General features: G+C 58.4%; 11 protein-coding genes. 5 read left to right on the top strand and 6 right to left on the bottom strand.

All coding sequences use genetic code 11. The annotated features are described in order from the left end of the window. Positions 1-153: 153 nt before the first annotated feature. A complete protein-coding gene (locus AC097W_RS02010) occupies positions 154-9,006 on the top strand; it encodes a glycoside hydrolase family 94 protein (RefSeq protein WP_479600582.1) in 8,853 nt (2,950 codons plus the stop codon). A 153-nt stretch (positions 9,007-9,159) separates the two neighbouring features. Next, on the top strand, positions 9,160-9,462 hold the full coding sequence (locus AC097W_RS02005; protein WP_479600581.1) for a collagen-like protein: 303 nt from the start codon (positions 9,160-9,162) through the stop codon (positions 9,460-9,462). Between the two features lie 18 nt (positions 9,463-9,480). Here the strand turns inward: AC097W_RS02005 and AC097W_RS02000 are convergent, their stop codons facing one another. Together AC097W_RS02000 and AC097W_RS01995 are read right to left on the bottom strand one after the other, a co-directional pair. Continuing rightward, on the bottom strand, positions 9,481-11,433 hold the full coding sequence (locus AC097W_RS02000) for an AsmA family protein (RefSeq protein ID WP_479600580.1): 1,953 nt from the start codon (positions 11,431-11,433) through the stop codon (positions 9,481-9,483). A 15-nt stretch (positions 11,434-11,448) separates the two neighbouring features. Continuing rightward, positions 11,449-11,895 (bottom strand): hypothetical protein, encoded by a 447-nt coding sequence (locus tag AC097W_RS01995; protein WP_479600579.1) that lies wholly within the window; start codon positions 11,893-11,895, stop codon positions 11,449-11,451. A 255-nt stretch (positions 11,896-12,150) separates the two neighbouring features. Here AC097W_RS01995 and AC097W_RS01990 point away from each other — a divergent pair, with 255 nt between their 5' ends. Next, positions 12,151-13,089 carry a hypothetical protein gene (locus AC097W_RS01990; RefSeq protein ID WP_479600578.1) on the top strand — a complete coding sequence of 313 codons (939 nt, stop codon included), beginning with the start codon at positions 12,151-12,153 and terminating at the stop codon, positions 13,087-13,089. Between the two features lie 425 nt (positions 13,090-13,514). Here AC097W_RS01990 and AC097W_RS01985 read toward each other — a convergent pair whose 3' ends face one another. The 3 genes from AC097W_RS01985 to AC097W_RS01975 form a co-directional block, all read right to left on the bottom strand. Beyond that, positions 13,515-14,045 carry a response regulator gene (locus AC097W_RS01985; RefSeq protein ID WP_479600577.1) on the bottom strand — a complete coding sequence of 177 codons (531 nt, stop codon included), beginning with the start codon at positions 14,043-14,045 and terminating at the stop codon, positions 13,515-13,517. 148 nt (positions 14,046-14,193) lie between these two features. Further along, positions 14,194-14,352 (bottom strand): DUF3309 domain-containing protein, encoded by a 159-nt coding sequence (locus AC097W_RS01980; protein WP_479600576.1) that lies wholly within the window; start codon positions 14,350-14,352, stop codon positions 14,194-14,196. A 40-nt stretch (positions 14,353-14,392) separates the two neighbouring features. Further along, a complete protein-coding gene (locus AC097W_RS01975; RefSeq protein WP_479600575.1) occupies positions 14,393-14,974 on the bottom strand; it encodes a ferritin-like domain-containing protein in 582 nt (193 codons plus the stop codon). Positions 14,975-15,234: 260 nt separating this feature from the next. On the opposite strand from AC097W_RS01975, the gene AC097W_RS01970 reads away from it, so the two are divergent. Together AC097W_RS01970 and fumC are read left to right on the top strand one after the other, a co-directional pair. Further along, on the top strand, positions 15,235-15,450 hold the full coding sequence (locus tag AC097W_RS01970) for a lipocalin family protein (RefSeq protein ID WP_479601278.1): 216 nt from the start codon (positions 15,235-15,237) through the stop codon (positions 15,448-15,450). Positions 15,451-15,478: 28 nt separating this feature from the next. Beyond that, complete coding sequence (gene fumC / locus AC097W_RS01965; protein WP_479600574.1) at positions 15,479-16,864, top strand: class II fumarate hydratase; 1,386 nt, start codon at positions 15,479-15,481, stop codon at positions 16,862-16,864. 22 nt (positions 16,865-16,886) lie between these two features. Here fumC and AC097W_RS01960 read toward each other — a convergent pair whose 3' ends face one another. After that, positions 16,887-17,594, bottom strand: coding sequence for a diguanylate cyclase domain-containing protein (locus tag AC097W_RS01960; protein ID WP_479600573.1), 708 nt, complete (start codon positions 17,592-17,594; stop codon positions 16,887-16,889). Positions 17,595-17,769: the final 175 nt, after the last annotated feature.

Here is a 17,769-nt window from a genome sequence, read left to right as displayed (position 1 = left end):
TCAATTGACAGTCTGAGCGGTGGGTTTACTTTATGTTCGCTCACGCACAGACGTTCTCGGTAGCCGTGTCTAAGCTCATCCCAAGCTTTAGCGGTTCGCGTCGTGATTCAAAGCGGATCACACAGACACCGCCACAACACGGAGCCACGACCATTGAACACCCGCATCCAAACCATTTACGCGGCCTTGCTGCGCAGTAGCGCAGCGCTGCTGGGGAAATACTCCGAAGGACAACACGCCCAGACTGAGCCACCTTTGCGCGCGGAGTTGTTCAGCGCCGACCAGATGGAACGGCATGGCAAGACGCTCGCGGACACGCATACCCTTCAGCCCGGTCGCGGTCGTGACCAATTGCTGGCGCGGCTCGCTGAAAACGAAGGCATTCTGGAACGCGCATGTGACCTGCTGATGGATGCAGTCAAGGCGAATCACCGGGTCACACCTGCAGGCGAATGGTTGCTGGACAATTTTTACCTCATCGAAGAGCAGATTCGCACCGCCAAAACGCACTTTCCGAAGGGTTACAGCCGCGAGTTGCCGCTCCTTGCCAATGGACCATCAAAAGGCCTCCCCCGTGTTTATGACATTGCGCTGGAGGTCATTTCCCACGGAGATGGACGGGTAGACCTCGGCAACCTCAACCGCTTCGTAGCCGCCTACCAAAAAGTCTCACTTCTGAATCTGGGTGAGTTGTGGGCCATCCCGATCATGCTGCGCCTAGCGCTGATTGAGAACCTGCGACGCATCAGCGTCGGGGTCGAAAAAGGAATGAACGACAGGGATCTGGCTGGTACCTGGGCCGACCAGATGATCGAAGTCGCAGAACATGATCCCAAGAGCCTGATTCTGGTGATTGCAGACATGGCACGGTCCAATCCACCCTTGGGCAACTCCTTCGTCGCAGAGCTCGCCCGACGCCTTCAGGGCCACAGTTCCGCCCTCGCCTTGCCACTGAACTGGATTGAGCAGCGCCTGTCCGAGTCGGGCCTGACGATTGAGCAGATGGTGCATTCGGAAACCCAGAGCCTGGCCGTCAATCAGGTATGCATCAGCAACACCATCGGCAGCCTTCGCTTTCTCGGCGCCATGGATTGGCGTGACTTTGTGGAATCCATGAGCACGGTCGAACACAAGCTGCGCGAAGACCCTGGCGAGGTATATGGCCGCATGGACTTCACTACGCGTGACCGCTACCGTCACGTGATCGAAAAGGTGGCCCGTCACAGCCGCCTGAGCGAGAGTGAAGTGGCACGCAAAGCCATCCAGCTGGCACATCAGAGCCTGATGCAGCCGGATGGTGAGACCGACGGCCTTCACGCCCACGTCGGCTACTACCTGATTGGCAAAGGTTTACCCGAGCTGGAGCGTGCCGCTGACGCCCGCCATTCAGCCGGGGAGTCTTTACACAGACTCATCCGCCAATACCCGCTACCGCTGTATTTGGGCGCCATCGGGCTGCTCACCGCATTGTTTTCCGGCGCTTTGATCGCCTATGCGCACACCCAGGGACTCTCGAACGGGGTACTTCTATCCATCGGAGTTGCCGGGCTGCTGGGCACAAGCCAGCTGGCAGTCACACTGGTAAATTGGACCGCGACCCTACTGGCAACCCCGCATGCTCTGCCACGCATGGATTTCTCCAAGGGTATCGCGCCAGAGGCGCGTACGCTGGTGATCGTACCGACCATGCTGACCAGTCCGCGTAGCGTCGACGACCTGGTCGAGGCACTGGAGGTCCGATTCCTCGCCAACCAAGACTCGCACCTGCATTTTGGCCTTCTGACCGACTTTCGTGATGCTGCGCAAGAAACCTTGCCGGACGACGAAACCCTGCTTCAACAGGCCAGCGAAAGGATCGAAGCGCTGAACCGCAAATACGACAGAGCCGACAGTGACATCTTCTTCCTGTTTCACCGTCCGCGTCGCTGGAACGGCCCGGAGCGGCTATGGATGGGGTACGAGCGCAAGCGGGGGAAACTGGCAGAGCTGAATGCCTTGTTGCGTGGCGGGTCAGACCAGGCCTTCTCCCATATCGTCGGAAATACGGCCATCCTGCGTCAGGTGCAGTATGTCATTACGCTGGACACCGACACCCAGTTGCAGCGTGATTCGGCACGGGCCTTTGCGGCGACCCTGGCGCACCCGCTGAACCGCCCCCGCTACGACGAGTCCCGGCAACGTGTCACTGAGGGTTACGGCATCCTTCAACCTCGCATGGCCGTCAGCCTGCCCAGTACCAACCGTTCGCGTTTCGCCCGCCTCTGCGCCAGCGAGGCCGGAGTCGACCCGTACACACGTGCCGTCTCGGATGTCTATCAGGACCTTTTTCACGAGGGGTCCTTCATCGGCAAAGGGATTTACGACGTGGATGCGTTTGAGCAATCCCTCAAGGATCGCTTTCCCGAAAACCGAATTCTCAGCCATGATCTGCTGGAAGGGTGCTACGCCCGGGCCGGTTTGTTGAGTGATGTACAACTCTATGACGACTACCCCGCCCGCTACGACGCCGACGTCAGCCGGCGCCAGCGCTGGATTCGTGGTGACTGGCAGATTGCGTCATGGTTGTTGCGACGCGTTCCCGGCCCAGGTGGCGCCAAACTGAAAAACCCCCTCTCCTTCCTGTCGCAATGGAAAATTCTGGACAATTTGCGGCGCAGCCTGGTCCCAACCGGTCTGGTTGTATTGTTTGCGCTGGGCTGGACTCTGGTTCCCTCATTCGGGGTCTGGACCTTGGCGATTCTGGCGGTCCTGTTCCTCGTACCCGTCATGACCGCCGGCCTGAACCTGCTGCGCAAGCCCAAAGACATACCCATACGCCAGCACTTGGCGGTAGCCGTGCAGTCCCTGGTCCGGCAAGTAGCACAAACCGCGCTCACCCTGAGCTGCCTGCCCCATGAGCTTTTTTTCAGCCTGGACGCCGTCGTTCGGACATCCCTGCGCGTCGTGTTCACGCACCATCGCCTGCTGGAATGGAATCCATCCCACGGCATTGCGCAACACCAGGAGCCGAAACGCGGACACACCCCGAGCCCAGGAGGTTTGGGCGACCTCGTCCGGTCGTGGGGCGCGATGTGGATTTCTCCGGCTGTGGCCGCGACCATCGCCATTACCCTGGCGGCAACCCGTCCAGCCGCGCTGCTGGTCGCCGCACCCGTGCTGGCCCTTTGGTTCTTTGCCCCTGTTATCACCTGGTGGATCAGTCGGCCATTGCCTGACCGTGCGGTAGAGCTACAACCCGGACAGACCGTTTTCCTGCACAAGTTGTCCAGACGAACCTGGCGCTTTTTCGAGACCTTCGTCACAGAAGAGGACCACTGGCTGCCGCCCGACAACTACCAGGAGCACCCGGTTGCGGTTGTCGCGCACCGCACCTCGCCTACCAATATGGGCATGGCGCTTCTCGCCAACCTCTCGGCTTTCGATTTCGGCTATATCCCTGCCGGAACACTTCTCATGCGCACAAAACGCACGCTGGCGACCATGCAGACCATGGATCGATATGAAGGCCACTTCTACAACTGGTATGACACGCTGTCTCTGGCAACCCTGTCACCCCAGTATGTTTCCTCCGTAGACAGTGGCAACCTTTCAGGCCATCTGCTGACTCTGCGGCCGGGCCTGCTGGCGCTGATCGATCAGAAGGTTCTTGGATCGAGAACGTTCGAGGGCTTGAGTGACGCGATGGGAAACCTGTCTGACGCGCTCACGAAAAGCGCGACCGTCGAAACCCTTGCAGCCGTATCCCGTCTGAAAAGCGACATCGATTCGGCGTGTGACGCAAGGCCGGCGACCGTAGCTTCTGCAAGGCGCTGGCTAGAGGGGATTGCCGCGTCATGCGGCACGCTGTCCGACTTGCAGAATACTGTGCCTATGGCCTCTACCAATGAGGAACTGGTGGCATGGATCGACCTGCTGCAGAAGCAGTGCCAGGACACATTGACAGACCTTGAATTCCTCGTTCCCTGGAGCAGTCTGCCAGCCTTGCCGGACTGGTTGCACGCGATTCCGGGCTTCGGTGCCGTTGCGACCCTGCGCGAGATGGCGGGATTGGAAATATCACTGAATCACGCAATGGCGCAACAGACCTTCCGCGGGACGCAAGTCAGCACCGAAGCCACCGACAGCACGCTGATTGCGACACTGACCCCCCTCGTCATTCTGGCGAGCGAGCGGGCGACTGAGCGGATTCAGGTTATCGGTGACCTTGCGCAACAGGCGGCTGATCTGGCCCGGGCTGACTACAGTTTCCTTTATGACCCTGCTCGGCATCTGATTGCCGTGGGCTACAACGTCGACGAACATCGACTTGACACCGGCTACTACGACCTGCTGGCATCGGAAGCCAGACTGTGCAGCTTTGTAGCAATCGCACAGGGCGAAGTGCCGCAGGAAAACTGGTTTGCACTGGGCAGACTTCTCACGGCAACTGGGGGCGACCCCATCCTGCTCTCTTGGAGCGGGTCGATGTTCGAGTATCTGATGCCCATGCTGGTTATGCCAACCTACCCCAACACCCTGCTCGATCAGACGCATCTGGCTGTGGTGAAGCGCCAGATCGCTTATGGCCACCAGCGCGGCATACCGTGGGGCATGTCCGAGTCGGGCTACAACACGGTTGATACCGCGATGAACTACCAGTACCGCGCCTTCGGCGTGCCGGGCCTTGGACTCAAGCGGGGACTTGCCGAGGATCTGGTTGTCGCGCCCTACGCTTCTGCACTGGCACTAATGGTGATACCTGACGCTGCATGTCAAAACCTGGAGCGCTTAACGGCCGATGGCCTGAAGGGCCCCTATGGCATGTATGAGGCGGTTGATTTCACACCGTCGCGCCTGCCGCGCGGGCAGTCAAGCGCAGTTATCCGATCGTTTATGGCGCACCACCAGGGTATGAGCCTGCTAGCCCTCGCCTATGTCCTGCTTGACCAGCCGATGCAAAAGCGGTTTTCGTCCGATCCACTTTTTCAGGCGACAACATTGCTGTTGCAGGAACGCATTCCAGCAACGGCGGTGTTTCATGTCCACGCACCTGACCTCTCCGACATTCGCGCGAAGGCTATGGGCCCTGAGATGCCCATGCGCGTGCTGCGCAACACCGACACCCCGATCCCTGAAGTGCAACTTCTGTCGAATGGCCGCTACCACGTGATGATCAGCCAGTCAGGCGGAGGCTACAGCCGCTGGAAGGATCTGGCCGTCACACGCTGGCGCGAAGACGGAACGCGCGACAACTGGGGCGGTTTCTGCTATCTACGCGATGTCGCAACAGGAAAATTCTGGTCGGCAGCGCATCAGCCAACACTGAGAAAAGCAGATGCCTATGAAGCGATATTCTCCGAAGGCCGGGCGGAATTTCGCCGTCGTGATCACGACTACGAGGCGCACACCGAGATCGTGGTGTCGCCGGAGGATGATATTGAACTGCGCCGTCTGCGCATTACCAACCGTTCGCGTACCCGGCGCACCATCGAGGTCACCAGCTACGCCGAGGTCGTGCTGGCCTCGGCGGCGGCCGATGCACTGCATCCCGCCTTCAGCAACCTGTTTGTTCAAACTGAAGTTTTGCGGGACCAGCAGGCCATTTTGTGTAACCGTCGACCACGCTCCGAAGGTGAGCATCTGCCGTGGATGTTCCACCTGATGGCGGTGCATGGCGCAGAGGCGGGCCCCGCTTCTTACGAGACTGACCGCATGCGCTTCATCGGTCGTACGCGCTCCGTCGATGCGCCACAGTCCATGAACGAATCCGGAAATCTCTCGGACAGTGAAGGGTCGGTATTGGACCCCATCGTGGCCATTCGCTACCGGATCACACTCGATCCCCAGCAGACAGTTACGATTGACGTGGTTTCCGGGATCGGAGAAACGCGCAATGCTGCACTGGAACTGATCGGAAAATACCGGGACCGGAATCTGTCCGATCGCGTTTTCGATCTGGCCTGGACACACAGCTGGGTCAACCTGCAACAAATCAATGCAACGGAATCTGACGCACAACTGTACGGGCGCCTGGCCGGCTCCGTCATCTACGCCAACGCCGCACAACGGGCCGAGCCCAGCCTGCTTGCCATCAACCGGCGCGGACAGTCCGGTATGTGGGGCTACGGCATATCGGGTGATCTGCCGATTGTTCTGTTGCAAATCGGAAACCAGGCGAACATCGAACTGGTCCGCCAACTGGTGCAGGCCCATGCCTATTGGCGCCTGAAAGGTCTGGCCGTAGATCTGGTGATCTGGAACGAAGACCACGCGGGCTACCGCCAGCTTCTGCAAGAGCAAATCATGGGCCTGATTGCCGCAGGCGTGGAAGCGAATTTCACGGACCGCCCCGGCGGCATTTTCGTCAGAGCAGCCGAGCAGATCTCCAACGAAGACCGGACCTTGTTCCAGACGGTCGCACGCGTCATCATCACCGATACCCGCGGCACGCTGGCCGACCAGGTGAACCGGCGTAGCCCCAGAGAAATTCCCGAATCTTCCTTCACACGTCTCCCTTCAACCCGGACACGCCGCAAAGACCCGATGCCAGCCAGTGCATTGCCGACCCGTGAACTCCTCTTCTTCAACGGTATTGGCGGATTTTCCAAGGATGGCCGCGAATACATCATCACCACAACCAAAGGACAACCCACGCCCGCTCCGTGGGTGAACGTCATTGCCAACGCCGGCTTCGGCACGGTCATCTCGGAGTCTGGAGCAGCCTACACCTGGAGTGAAAACGCCCACGAATTCCGCTTCACCCCCTGGGGTGACGATCCGGTGAGCGATGTGAGCGGTGAAGCCCTGTACCTCCGCGACGAAGAGACTGGCGCCTTCTGGTCCCCCACATCCCTGCCGTGTGGTGGCAATACGCCCTATGTCACCCGCCATGGTTTCGGCTACAGCGTGTTCGAGCACGAAGAGGACGGCATCCGGTCCGAGCTCACCGTGTTTGTGGATCTTGACGCTGCCGTCAAATTTTCCAAACTCAAGATTCGCAATAACTCGGGCCGCGGACGACAACTCTCTGTCACGGGTTATGTGGAGTGGGTCATGGGCGACCTTCACGCAAAGTCAGCAATGCATGTCACGACTGAAATCGACCTCTTGAGTGGGGCCATTTTGGCGCGTAACCCCTACAGTCCCGAATTTGGAGACCGAATCGCATTCTTTGATGCCGATGGCTTGACGCGATCGACGAACGTCAGCGTCAGCGGGGATCGCCGCGAGTTTCTGGGCCGCAATGGAACCATCCGAAGTCCGGCTGCAATGAGTCGATTGAAGTTGTCCAACAAGGTTGGTGCCGGCATGGATCCCTGCGCGGCCATACGGGTGCCTATCGAGCTGGCCGAGGGACAGGAACGTGAAGTCATCTTTCGACTCGGCGCAGCGGGTCGGCGGAGCATCGACGACGCAACCACTATGCTCCAGCACCTGCGCGAACCCGAAACCTTGCGCGGCTCACTTCAGGCCGTACGAACCTATTGGGCCCACACACTGGGCGCGGTCCAGGTGGAAACGCCCGATCCTGCGCTCGATGTGCTGGCCAATGGCTGGCTGCTGTACCAGACGATTGCATGCAGGCTGTGGGCGCGCAGCGGCTACTACCAGTCCGGTGGTGCCTTTGGCTTTCGCGATCAGTTGCAGGACACGATGGCTTTGGTGCATTCGGAGCCGCGTCTGCTGCGCGAGCACTTGCTGCGCTGCGCTGCGCGGCAGTTTTCCGAAGGCGACGTACAGCACTGGTGGCACCCGCCCAGGGGCCGGGGAGTTCGGACCCATTGCTCGGACGATTTCCTCTGGCTGCCGCAAGCGGCGTGCCGCTACGTTCTCGCCACCGGCGACACGGGTGTGCTGAGCGAATCCATTTCGTTCATTGAGGGCCGACCCGTCAATCCGGAAGACGATTCCTATTACGACCTGCCCGCCGAGTCCGCCGTCAGCGAAAGCCTCTACCAGCATTGCGTGCGCGCCATACGCAGGGGATTGCCCACTGGCGATCATGGCCTGCCTCTTATGGGGTCGGGCGACTGGAACGATGGCATGAATCTGGTCGGTATGCAAGGCAAGGGCGAAAGCGTTTGGCTTGGCTTTTTCCTCTACGACACTCTGGTGCGTTTCAGCGCCTTGGCGCGTGACCATGGCGATGCTGAATTTTCGAGTGAGTGCCTGAGCGCCGCCAGTGCGCTGCGCCACAACATTGACCAGCACGGATGGGACGGCGGCTGGTACCGGCGCGCCTACTTCGATGACGGAACACCTCTGGGTTCCACGGTCAATACAGAATGCCAGATCGACTCGATCTCGCAGAGCTGGTCGGTACTCTCCGGCGCCGGTGACCCGGAACGTTCGCGCATCGCAATGGACGCTCTGGACAAACGCCTGGTCCGTCGCGAAGACGGGTTAATCCAGCTACTCGAACCTCCGTTTGACACGTCCGCACTGAACCCGGGGTATATCAAGGGCTACGTACCGGGTGTCCGCGAAAACGGCGGACAGTACACGCACGCCGCCATCTGGGCCGCAATGGCTTTTGCTGCCTCAGGCGACTCGCGCCGGGCATGGGAGTGCTTTGACCTGATCAATCCGGTGCACCATGGAAGCTCTGCCAAAGCCGTCTCCACCTACAAAGTAGAGCCCTATGTAGTCGCAGCCGATGTGTATGCAGTTGCCCCCCACACGGGGCGCGGCGGTTGGACCTGGTACACGGGATCTGCCAGCTGGATGTACCGTCTGATTCTTGAATCACTACTGGGATTGCGTATAGAGGCTGGTCAATTGCGACTGGCGCCGTGTCTGCCGGCCGGGTGGCCTGGATTCAAGGTGAAATACCGCTACCGCCAGACGCTGTACGCCATCGCCATCACGCAAACGGAAGAGGTGGGTCAGGAAGTTCGATTTGTGCTGGACGGCGTCGCGCAACGCACGGCGGCAATTGATCTGATCGATGACCAACTTGGGCACACCGTCGAAGTGTGGCTTCCCGGCAAGAAACAAGACGCCACGACCGGTGAAGGCAGACAATGATCCCGACTCTTCTGCGGTGCTTTAAAACCCATCGCTATGTACTCCAACGAACAGATTTACAGGTCCAACTGGCGTAACTTCGCAGTTGCAGTCCCAGTGATCCAGAACTCTTTTCGGGTCACCTGTTTTGTCTATTCATCCAAAGGATTTTTTATGAAATATTCCATCATTTTTTCAGCAGTTCTTGTGTCCGCAGCCTTGACCGCATGTGACCGGCCGACCATCGTGACTCCTCCGGCCGTGGTCAATGTGCCGGTGCCAGGCCCAGCCGGCGCAACGGGCGCGACGGGTGCCACAGGGTCAACCGGATACACGGGCGCCACTGGCAGCACCGGAAATACGGGAAGCCCAGGAGATACCGGCGCAACAGGCTCCACGGGCAACACGGGTGCAACCGGTCAGCAAGGTAAAACCGGTGGTGACACGGTGGTCATCGTTCCTGCTCCAAAGAACTGATTTACCTCACCTGACCCGCTACTTTGCAGTAGCGGGTGCGAAAGCCCCTGAAGCGCTGCTCAGGGGCTTTTTTACGTTCTGGATCATCGTCTTGCATTGGTTCTCAATGCCTGGACCCATTTCCACCAGCGGGATCAATGCCAGAAGTGGATTGATCAGACCCAGCGCCACCGCTCCAATGCCACGCGCCGCAACACGCGCAGTGTCGAGTTGAATGTCGGGGTTCGAAAATGATCCCTTCACATGAATCGGGCTGCGCAGGGCAACCGGGCTCGTCGCCCTGGTTTTCGGCACAAGCGTCAAGTCCAGCGTTTCACTCCCGAGGTCTATGCGGCCACTGCCAATGATGGTGCTTACTTCGGTGTCGAGCGCCATCGCATTGACCTCCATGACGCCCGCTTTCACACCCAGATCGGCCACTCCACAGTTCAGCTTGACGGTCTTGTCGCCCGTCAGCGAAAGTTGCAGAATTTCAAGCAGGTGAAGGCCCAACTTTTCCATCAATAGCTTGCTGACCTCGCCATCAACGACCACCAGTCCGACTCGACCATCCGACGTCGCCAGCATGCTGCCTACCGAATCGCCATGACCGGACAGATCCAATTGCCCGTTGATCTCGCCGATGTTTGATCGCGCAATGGGAATCGTTGGAAACAACTTGGCAAGCCGGACTTTGCGAACACCGACAGTGGCATGAGCCTGAATCGGACTCTTGCGGCCATCCAGTGAGATGACGGCCTTGAGATGGCCCCCGGCAAAGCCAAAGTCCAGCGGTTCAAGGGTCAGCAACGCATTCTGCATTTTCAAATGCACAACGAGATTCTCCAACGGCACCTCCTTTGCACGCGACAGGGTCGCAGCGCTCAGAGTCACATCGGCATCCACGGTGTTCCACCGCTCGGTCTTGAACGGGATATCCGGCATGAACTTTGATTTGGAAACCGGGGTTGACGGCGATACGGCGTTTTTTTCTGTGGCGCCAATCAGGGGACCAAGATCGGCCAGATCCAGCCGCCGCGAGGTCAGTTCACCCGTGAGAAAAGGCCGTGGACCTGCGAGGTTGATCTGCATCGTTCCTGCAAGGTCACTCTGGCCGAAATGACCCGAAAACTTCTCGTATCTCCAAATATTCTCGCTACGTACGATGCGACCTTCAATGGCGTATGGCGTAGTTTGTGGCAAGGCAATTCCCAATATCGGAAAGAGCTGCGCCAGACTGTCGCCCCGTAGCGCCAGATTCAGGTCGGCGGCGACAAGCTTCAGCAGGCCGGTAACCGTGCCGTCTGCCTGGAAGCTGGTTCGACCGATGGACGCATCCACTTTCAATGGATAGGGCACACTTGTGTCATACAGACCGAGCACCGAACCACCGCGGCCCTTGGCTTTGAAAGCCTGCCCCAGATAGCTTCCGGTGGCGGAGAAAACCACGTCATTGACACCGGTTCCGCCAGTCAGCAAATTCTGGGTCGACAAGTCGGACCGAATGTGGGTTTTTTGACTCACGTCGTCGTACCCGACCAAGCCCTGATCCAGCGTCAGACGTCCGATGGGAATGAAGGCATTTTCACTGGACTGGGCCCGGTCCAGAAACCAGGTCTTGCGCCCATCCTTCGCCTGCTCCAGAAAAACCGTTGGGTGTTTCAGGTGCACCTCGGGGAACACCAGCTTCATGCTGAAAAGGGCGGGAACATCGACTGTGAGTTCGACCTCGTCCACTGCAACCATCTGCTTCTCGACCGCCCAGGGCGGGTTCGCAAATGTGACGGCTTTTGCCAGAACCCGCGGCGCGTGCCAACCGAGATCGACTTTCAGATCTCCCCCAATCACCAGCACGCGGCCAGTCCGGTTCAGAACCATGCGCTCCAGGGGGCTGCGCGCCCAATTCCAGCCAACAACCTCGACCCACAGAAAAACCAGCAAGGGCAACCCTACGAGCAGCCCGACCGACCACATCCACCAACGATTTCTCATGCCTGGATTCATACCCTATTTGACAGGCGCTGAAGGTGTGACCAACTCGCGCAAGATTCCGCCATCCTCCACGCTGCCCTGTTGGCTACCCTCGCCCTGCATGCGACGCACACATTCTTCGCGGTATTGCGGTGGCAGCGGCTCGCAGCGTATCAGACGGTTACTGCCATAGGACTGCTCGCCATCGGAATTGAACCTGCCTGCCCTGGCTTCCTGGTACGCCGCAGCGGCCTCACGCAAACAGGTGGAACGGTCCTGGTTAGAGCTGCCGTCATTGCAGGCAGCCCGTTCTGCCTGATAGCGCGCCTGTGCGGTAGGCGGATTCTGGTCAGCAGACATGACCGGAGACGCGAAAAGCAGTGCGCCCGCCACACCCATCATGTATGCTGAGAGACGAACAGCAAATCCACGGTTTGACAAGCGCTGGCTATGGGTCAATTGCTTTTGAACTTGAAATTGCATGGTTTTCTTTCATGTTTGTGGCTCGCCTGAGAGATCAGACGTGCTCCTGGCTTCAAAGGAAGTCTATGCAAGCGATCTCGTCAACGCATCACACCTCCAGTGCGTTTCAGTCTAGATACTGACAAGCAATTCGTCTGTTCGCTGGGGCACTGATGCCTCAATGTGATACGACGTACAGACAGACCCTGGGTCTTCAAAGCAAACTCACCTCAATGCCACCAACGTGTGGCCACCCGATCCATTGGAGTATCACCCATGCGCCACACCGCGCCTACTATCGACACTGGACAAATGCCCGACATGACTCGCCGCTTCGCGATTCCACATGCTCTGATCGGGATGCTGTTGGTCGTCTCGTCACAGCTTGCATTGGCGGTGCCCACCACCAGCACGGCCGGCTTGCTGGCCAAGCGCGTGGAGTACCAGAGCCAGTTACAGGCAAAGACCTTCGATGAGCCGCTCTATCTGACTTCACGCGAGGCGGGTGACCGCATGGAAGGCGATGTGTACGCTGAACTGGCAGTACCCTTTACTCGGGTCAGCACGGTTCTCAGCTCAGCAGAATCTGTCTGTTCGCTGCTCTTTCTGCATCTGAATATTCACTCTTGTGCACCTGCAGACAGTGCCAGTGGTGAGACATTGACCCTGTCGGTAGGGCCCAAACGAGCCGCTGCGGCCGGGGCCACTTACAGCATGACCTACAACATGCACGTGGATGTGGCTAACGCCACCTACCAAAAGGTAACGCTGATCGCCGCGGATGGCCCGTTGTCCACGAAAGACTACCGCATCGTTTTTGAATCCACTCCGATCGAGAACAACCGTACGTTTTTGCATTTTGGCTATGCCTATGGCACCGGTACCCTCGCCAAACTGGCTATGGGCGCCTACCTGGCGACGGCAGGTCGATCGAAAATCGGGTTTACCGTTACGGGTACCCAGTCAGATGGTCGGCCCCAGTACGTTCGGGGTGAACGCGCCTCGCTGGAACGCAACGTCATTCGCAACTACCTTGCCTTGCTGGCTTACAGCGGCGTCACTACTGGTACCCCACAAGCGCAGCGAGACGCGCGACTGCGTGCCTGGTTTGCATTGACCGAGCGTCACGCAGCGCAGCTGCATGAGCTTGATCTGGCCGAGTATCTGCAGGAAAAACAACATGACCTGGAACGCGCGGCCAGTCGCACCCCATAACGCAAATAGCCGGCCGCGACACAGCCCGTACCCATATGACCGGGGCGTTGAAGACACGCTCGTTAGGCCTGCGACGGCTGTTGCCGACGGGTCGGGCAGATGAAATGCGGTCATTCATACCCATGCCATTCAGGGAGTCGTAGCTTCCCTTGCGTAGCGATCGTTAAAGCCGCCCTGCTTGAAGTTGTTACCCTGTACCTTTTATGGCAGAGGCTTGGGTAGCCAGCCCGGCAGCAAACGCGACAACAGCCTTCACCATGCCCTCTGCCGCCAGAATCGTCCGCGCTCTTGCGCACCATTTTCCCACGAAAATTGGAACTATTTTGGCCTCTAGCCCTCGTGGAATATGCGTATGAAGCTATCAAAAAAATAGCAAATTGACGCCAGCGCTGGATTGCAACGCGATGGGCTCACCGTCACTGCACTTACCCTTTGGTACCCGACGCCTGCATATTCTCCACCCGGTCAAGCTGTGAAAAGCGCGCTTCGCTTTCATGCAATTCGGCTGTCCGCTGCTCAACCAGGCTTTCCAGCTCACGGTTGTAATTTTCCAGCGCCTTGTACAGCAGACGCACCTCAAGCATGTTGTGAATGCGCGTTTTGACCTCTGCCAGATTGAATGGCTTGCTGACAAAGTCCTTGGCACCAGCCTGCAAAGCCTGCAACTTGTGATCCGGCTGCGCAGTGACCACGATCACGGGCAGGTAGGCGTCGCCGTCATTGGCCTTGAGGGCCGCCATGACCTCGAAGCCGTCCATTTCCGGCATCTGCAGATCCAGCAAAATCAGGTCGTAGTCGTTATTTCGGTGCAGCGCTGATACCTCTTTGGGGTTCATGCTGACACTTACGCAGGTATAACCCGCATCCGCAAGAATGTGCTCCAGCAGGTTAACGTTTACTTCCTGGTCATCGACGATCAGGATGCGGGCATTGAGAATATCTTGCTCGGCAATCATGGGTTTGGCTCCTGTTGATTGATTCGATCTCTGATCGTTTCCGACAATGCCCGGCGATCGCCGTTGTACTCTGGGAAGAGTCCAGGGGCCGCGCACTTCGTGTCGGCTCTGACCTGACTCTCGCTCATCGGGAGATCCAACAAATCGGTCAAATCCGGCCCAGCACCAGCAAGATGATGAGGACGACCACAACCAGCCCCAAACCACCACTGGGCCCGTAGCCCCAGTTTCGGCTGTGCGGCCAGCTCGGAATAGCTCCGATCAGCATAAAAATCAAAACAATCAACAGTATGGTTCCAAGACTCATGGTGTCCTCCTTAGGGTATTTATTGGGTGGGTTGCCGAAGTCAGACAGACTGCAATTTCGGCGACGGCTGCGAGGGTTGGCCTGGCGACGGGACGAGTTGCAGAAGATCCGACAAATCATCCGCATGTTCCTCTTCTATCGCGAGGATGGACTCCAGCATGCGCCGAGTGGTCGGGTCCTTGTCACCCAGGTATTGGATGATGTGGCGGTAGCTGTCGATGGCAATGCGCTCGGCGACCAGGTTCTCCCGGATCATGTCGAAAAGGGTGACACCTTCTACATACTCTGCATGGCTGCGGTCAAGCAACGTCGCGGGGGAAAAATCCGGGTCACCACCGAGTTGCACAATACGCTCGGCAATCAGGTCTGCATGGCCCTGCTCTTCGTTTGAATGCGCCAGAAACTCACCGGCGACAGCCTGGGAATGAATTCCGCGCGCCATGAAGTGGTGGCGGCGGTAGCGCAGTACGCAAACCAGTTCAGTAGCCAGCGAGTCATTGAGCATTTTCAGCACGGTCGGCAGGTCTGCCGTGTATCCGGACGTCACTGCGCCTTTTTCCATGCCTTGCCGGGCACGTTGCCGCAACGCTTCAACGTTGATAGGTTCAGATGGTGTTTTCATTAATATGCCTCACAGATAGAGATAGAAAAGAAGAGGCCTGAGAATGGCGTAATTTCCGGACCCAGTCCGTTCGATAGCGCACATATCCGGCTCTGTTCGCCAACGAACTGATCAAACATCGGGGTTGTGTGATCATTGTCCGCATGCGGCGCAAAATGCGCGCCCTGCTGCACACGAGGAGCCTCACATGGTTTTCAAATCTGCCCTCGCCTTGGCTCTGGCTTTGGGCGCCACGGCGCCGGCCGAAGCTCAGCCCCCCGGTGGTCAGCGTGGCGGCTGTTGATTTCGATCGGTACGCAGGAAAGTGGTATGAAATTTCCAGCGTTCCCCTGTGTTTTCAGCGCAAATGCATTGGTGACACAACGGCCGACTCAAGGTGTCATTCTTTTGGCCGTTCAAGGCGGACTATTGGGTCATCGGACTCGATGCAGACTACCGCTGGGACCATGGAGGCCGGCGTTCAGTCGCCGCAGTAGACGGACCTGACAGAAATAGAGGTTTTCAATGCAATCCAATGAACGTCTGGAGCTCGACTCGATGGGGTCCATCGCCGTGTCCGCCAAAGCGCTATGGGGCGCCCAGACCCAGCGCTCGCTCGCACACTTTCACATTTCAACTGAGCGTATGCCTGACACCCTGCTGAGGGCACTGGCGCAGATCAAGGGCACGTGCGCTGTGATCAATGCGGAATTGGGATTGCTGGACAAAACCATAGCCGCTGCAATCAGCGAAGCGGCGGCCGAGGTGCTGGCAGGGGCCCACCCGGATGCGTTCCCACTCGTAGTGTGGCAAACCGGCTCTGGCACCCAGACCAACATGAACATGAATGAGGTTCTTGCGAATCGGGCATCCGAACTGCTGGGAGGAACCCGGGGCGCAAACCGGCGTGTCCATCCGAACGACCACGTCAACCTGGGGCAATCCTCAAACGACATCTTTCCAACGGCGATGCACCTGGCCGCGCTGATGGACATCACGCGCGACCTGTTGCCGGCGCTGCGTGCACTTTGCGCCAGCCTTGAAGAAAAGTCGACTGCGTTTTCCGGCATTGTGAAAATTGGGCGCACCCATCTGCAGGACGCAACGCCTCTTACGCTGGGGCAGGAAATATCGGGGTGGGCCGCACAGCTTCAACACGCGGATCGTGCCATCGTGTCGAGTCTGGTCCCGCTTGCAGAACTGGCCGTTGGCGGTACAGCGGTCGGCACTGGGCTCAACACCCACCCTCTATTTGGTGAAAGAGTTGCATTGAAGCTGGCGCAGGATACGGGACTTCCGCTGCGTTGTGCTGCCAACCGCTTCGCCGCGCTGGCCGCGCACGATGCGCTCGTGAGTGCTCACGGTGCGCTCAAGACACTGGCCGTTGCATTGATGAAAATAGCCAACGATGTCCGCTGGCTCGCATCGGGACCGCGATGTGGACTCGGTGAACTGCACATACCGGAGAACGAACCCGGCAGCTCGATCATGCCCGGCAAGGTAAACCCCACGCAGTGCGAAGCACTCACCATGGTGTGCTGTCAGGTAATGGGCAACGATGTTGCTCTCAGTCTGGGTGGTTCCATGGGGAATTTTGAACTCAATGTGTTCAAGCCACTGATCGCCTACAACTTCCTGCAAAGCGTGCGGCTTTTGACTGACGCGATGGTGAGCTTTGATACCTATTGCGCGCAGGGAATCGAAGCGGACCGCCCCCGAATATCCGAGCTGCTGGAAAAGTCATTGATGCTGGTCACCGCGCTGACCCCGCACATGGGCTACGACCGCGCGGCAGCCATCGCCAAACATGCGCAGGCCAACGGCATTTCCCTGAAGGCAGCCGCTGTGGCCATGGGGATGGTCACTGATGCGCAATTCGACCTTTGGGTAAAACCCGAACGTATGGTGTAGAACACAGGGCCACATGGACCCACTAGTCTGGCGTGAGGTCACCAAAAAAAGAATAACCCCCGCCCCCCGTGCGCTTGCACTCGTACATGGCTTCATCAGCCCGCCGGATCAGGGTTGAAGCATCCGTTCCATCATCGGGAAAAACGGCGATTCCTATGCTGACCGAAAGGTTCAGCGCAGGGTCGCACAACCTACTCTGTTCCGAAATTTCCTTGATTATTTTTTCGGCAATCAGCCCTGCACCTGCACTTTGCGAAAGCTCCGCCAGCAATACCAAAAACTCGTCTCCACCGTGCCGGCTGATCGTGTCGGACTCCCGGACAACCGATTCCAGGCTCCGTGCCACCAAACGCAAAACGTTGTCGCCAACGGCATGCCCCATGGTGTCATTGATCTGCTTGAATTTGTCAATATCCAGAAATGAGACCGCCAGACGGGTACCACGGCGCTGAGCCATGGTGATGGCGCTTTCCAGCCGCTCCAGCATGAGTACACGATTGGGTATTTTTGTCAGGTGATCGCGCTGGCTGGACCATGCCAACTGCTTCAAATCCTGAACTGCTTTCTCGGCGATGCGCTCAGACGCAAGAACAGCCAGCACCAAGCGCTCGTTTTCGGCCATCAGTTCAGCCAGTTGGCTCTTGTCAACCTCACTCCCAGCGTCTGTCAAACGGTTCCTCAAACGCAAGAGTTCGAGCTGCATCGCCTTACCCGGTGTGTTCGACTGCATTGGTGTCCTTCCATCCTCGCAGCAGATGCCGCGTGTGACTAATGTGCCGAAATGCATCCCTGCGGTCTGTGCGGTAAATCACTTAGCGCATACCGGACTTCGATTTCTTGCGTCGAAACGCAAGTTGCCAGCGGTTTGCCTGGAGCCATGGGTGTTCGCTTGTGTGTGATGCCGA

This window comes from Rhodoferax sp. GT1R46 (genome assembly GCF_056521285.1).
The sequence above is the reverse complement of the archived record's forward strand: the minus strand, read 5'-3'. Positions and strand labels throughout refer to the sequence as shown.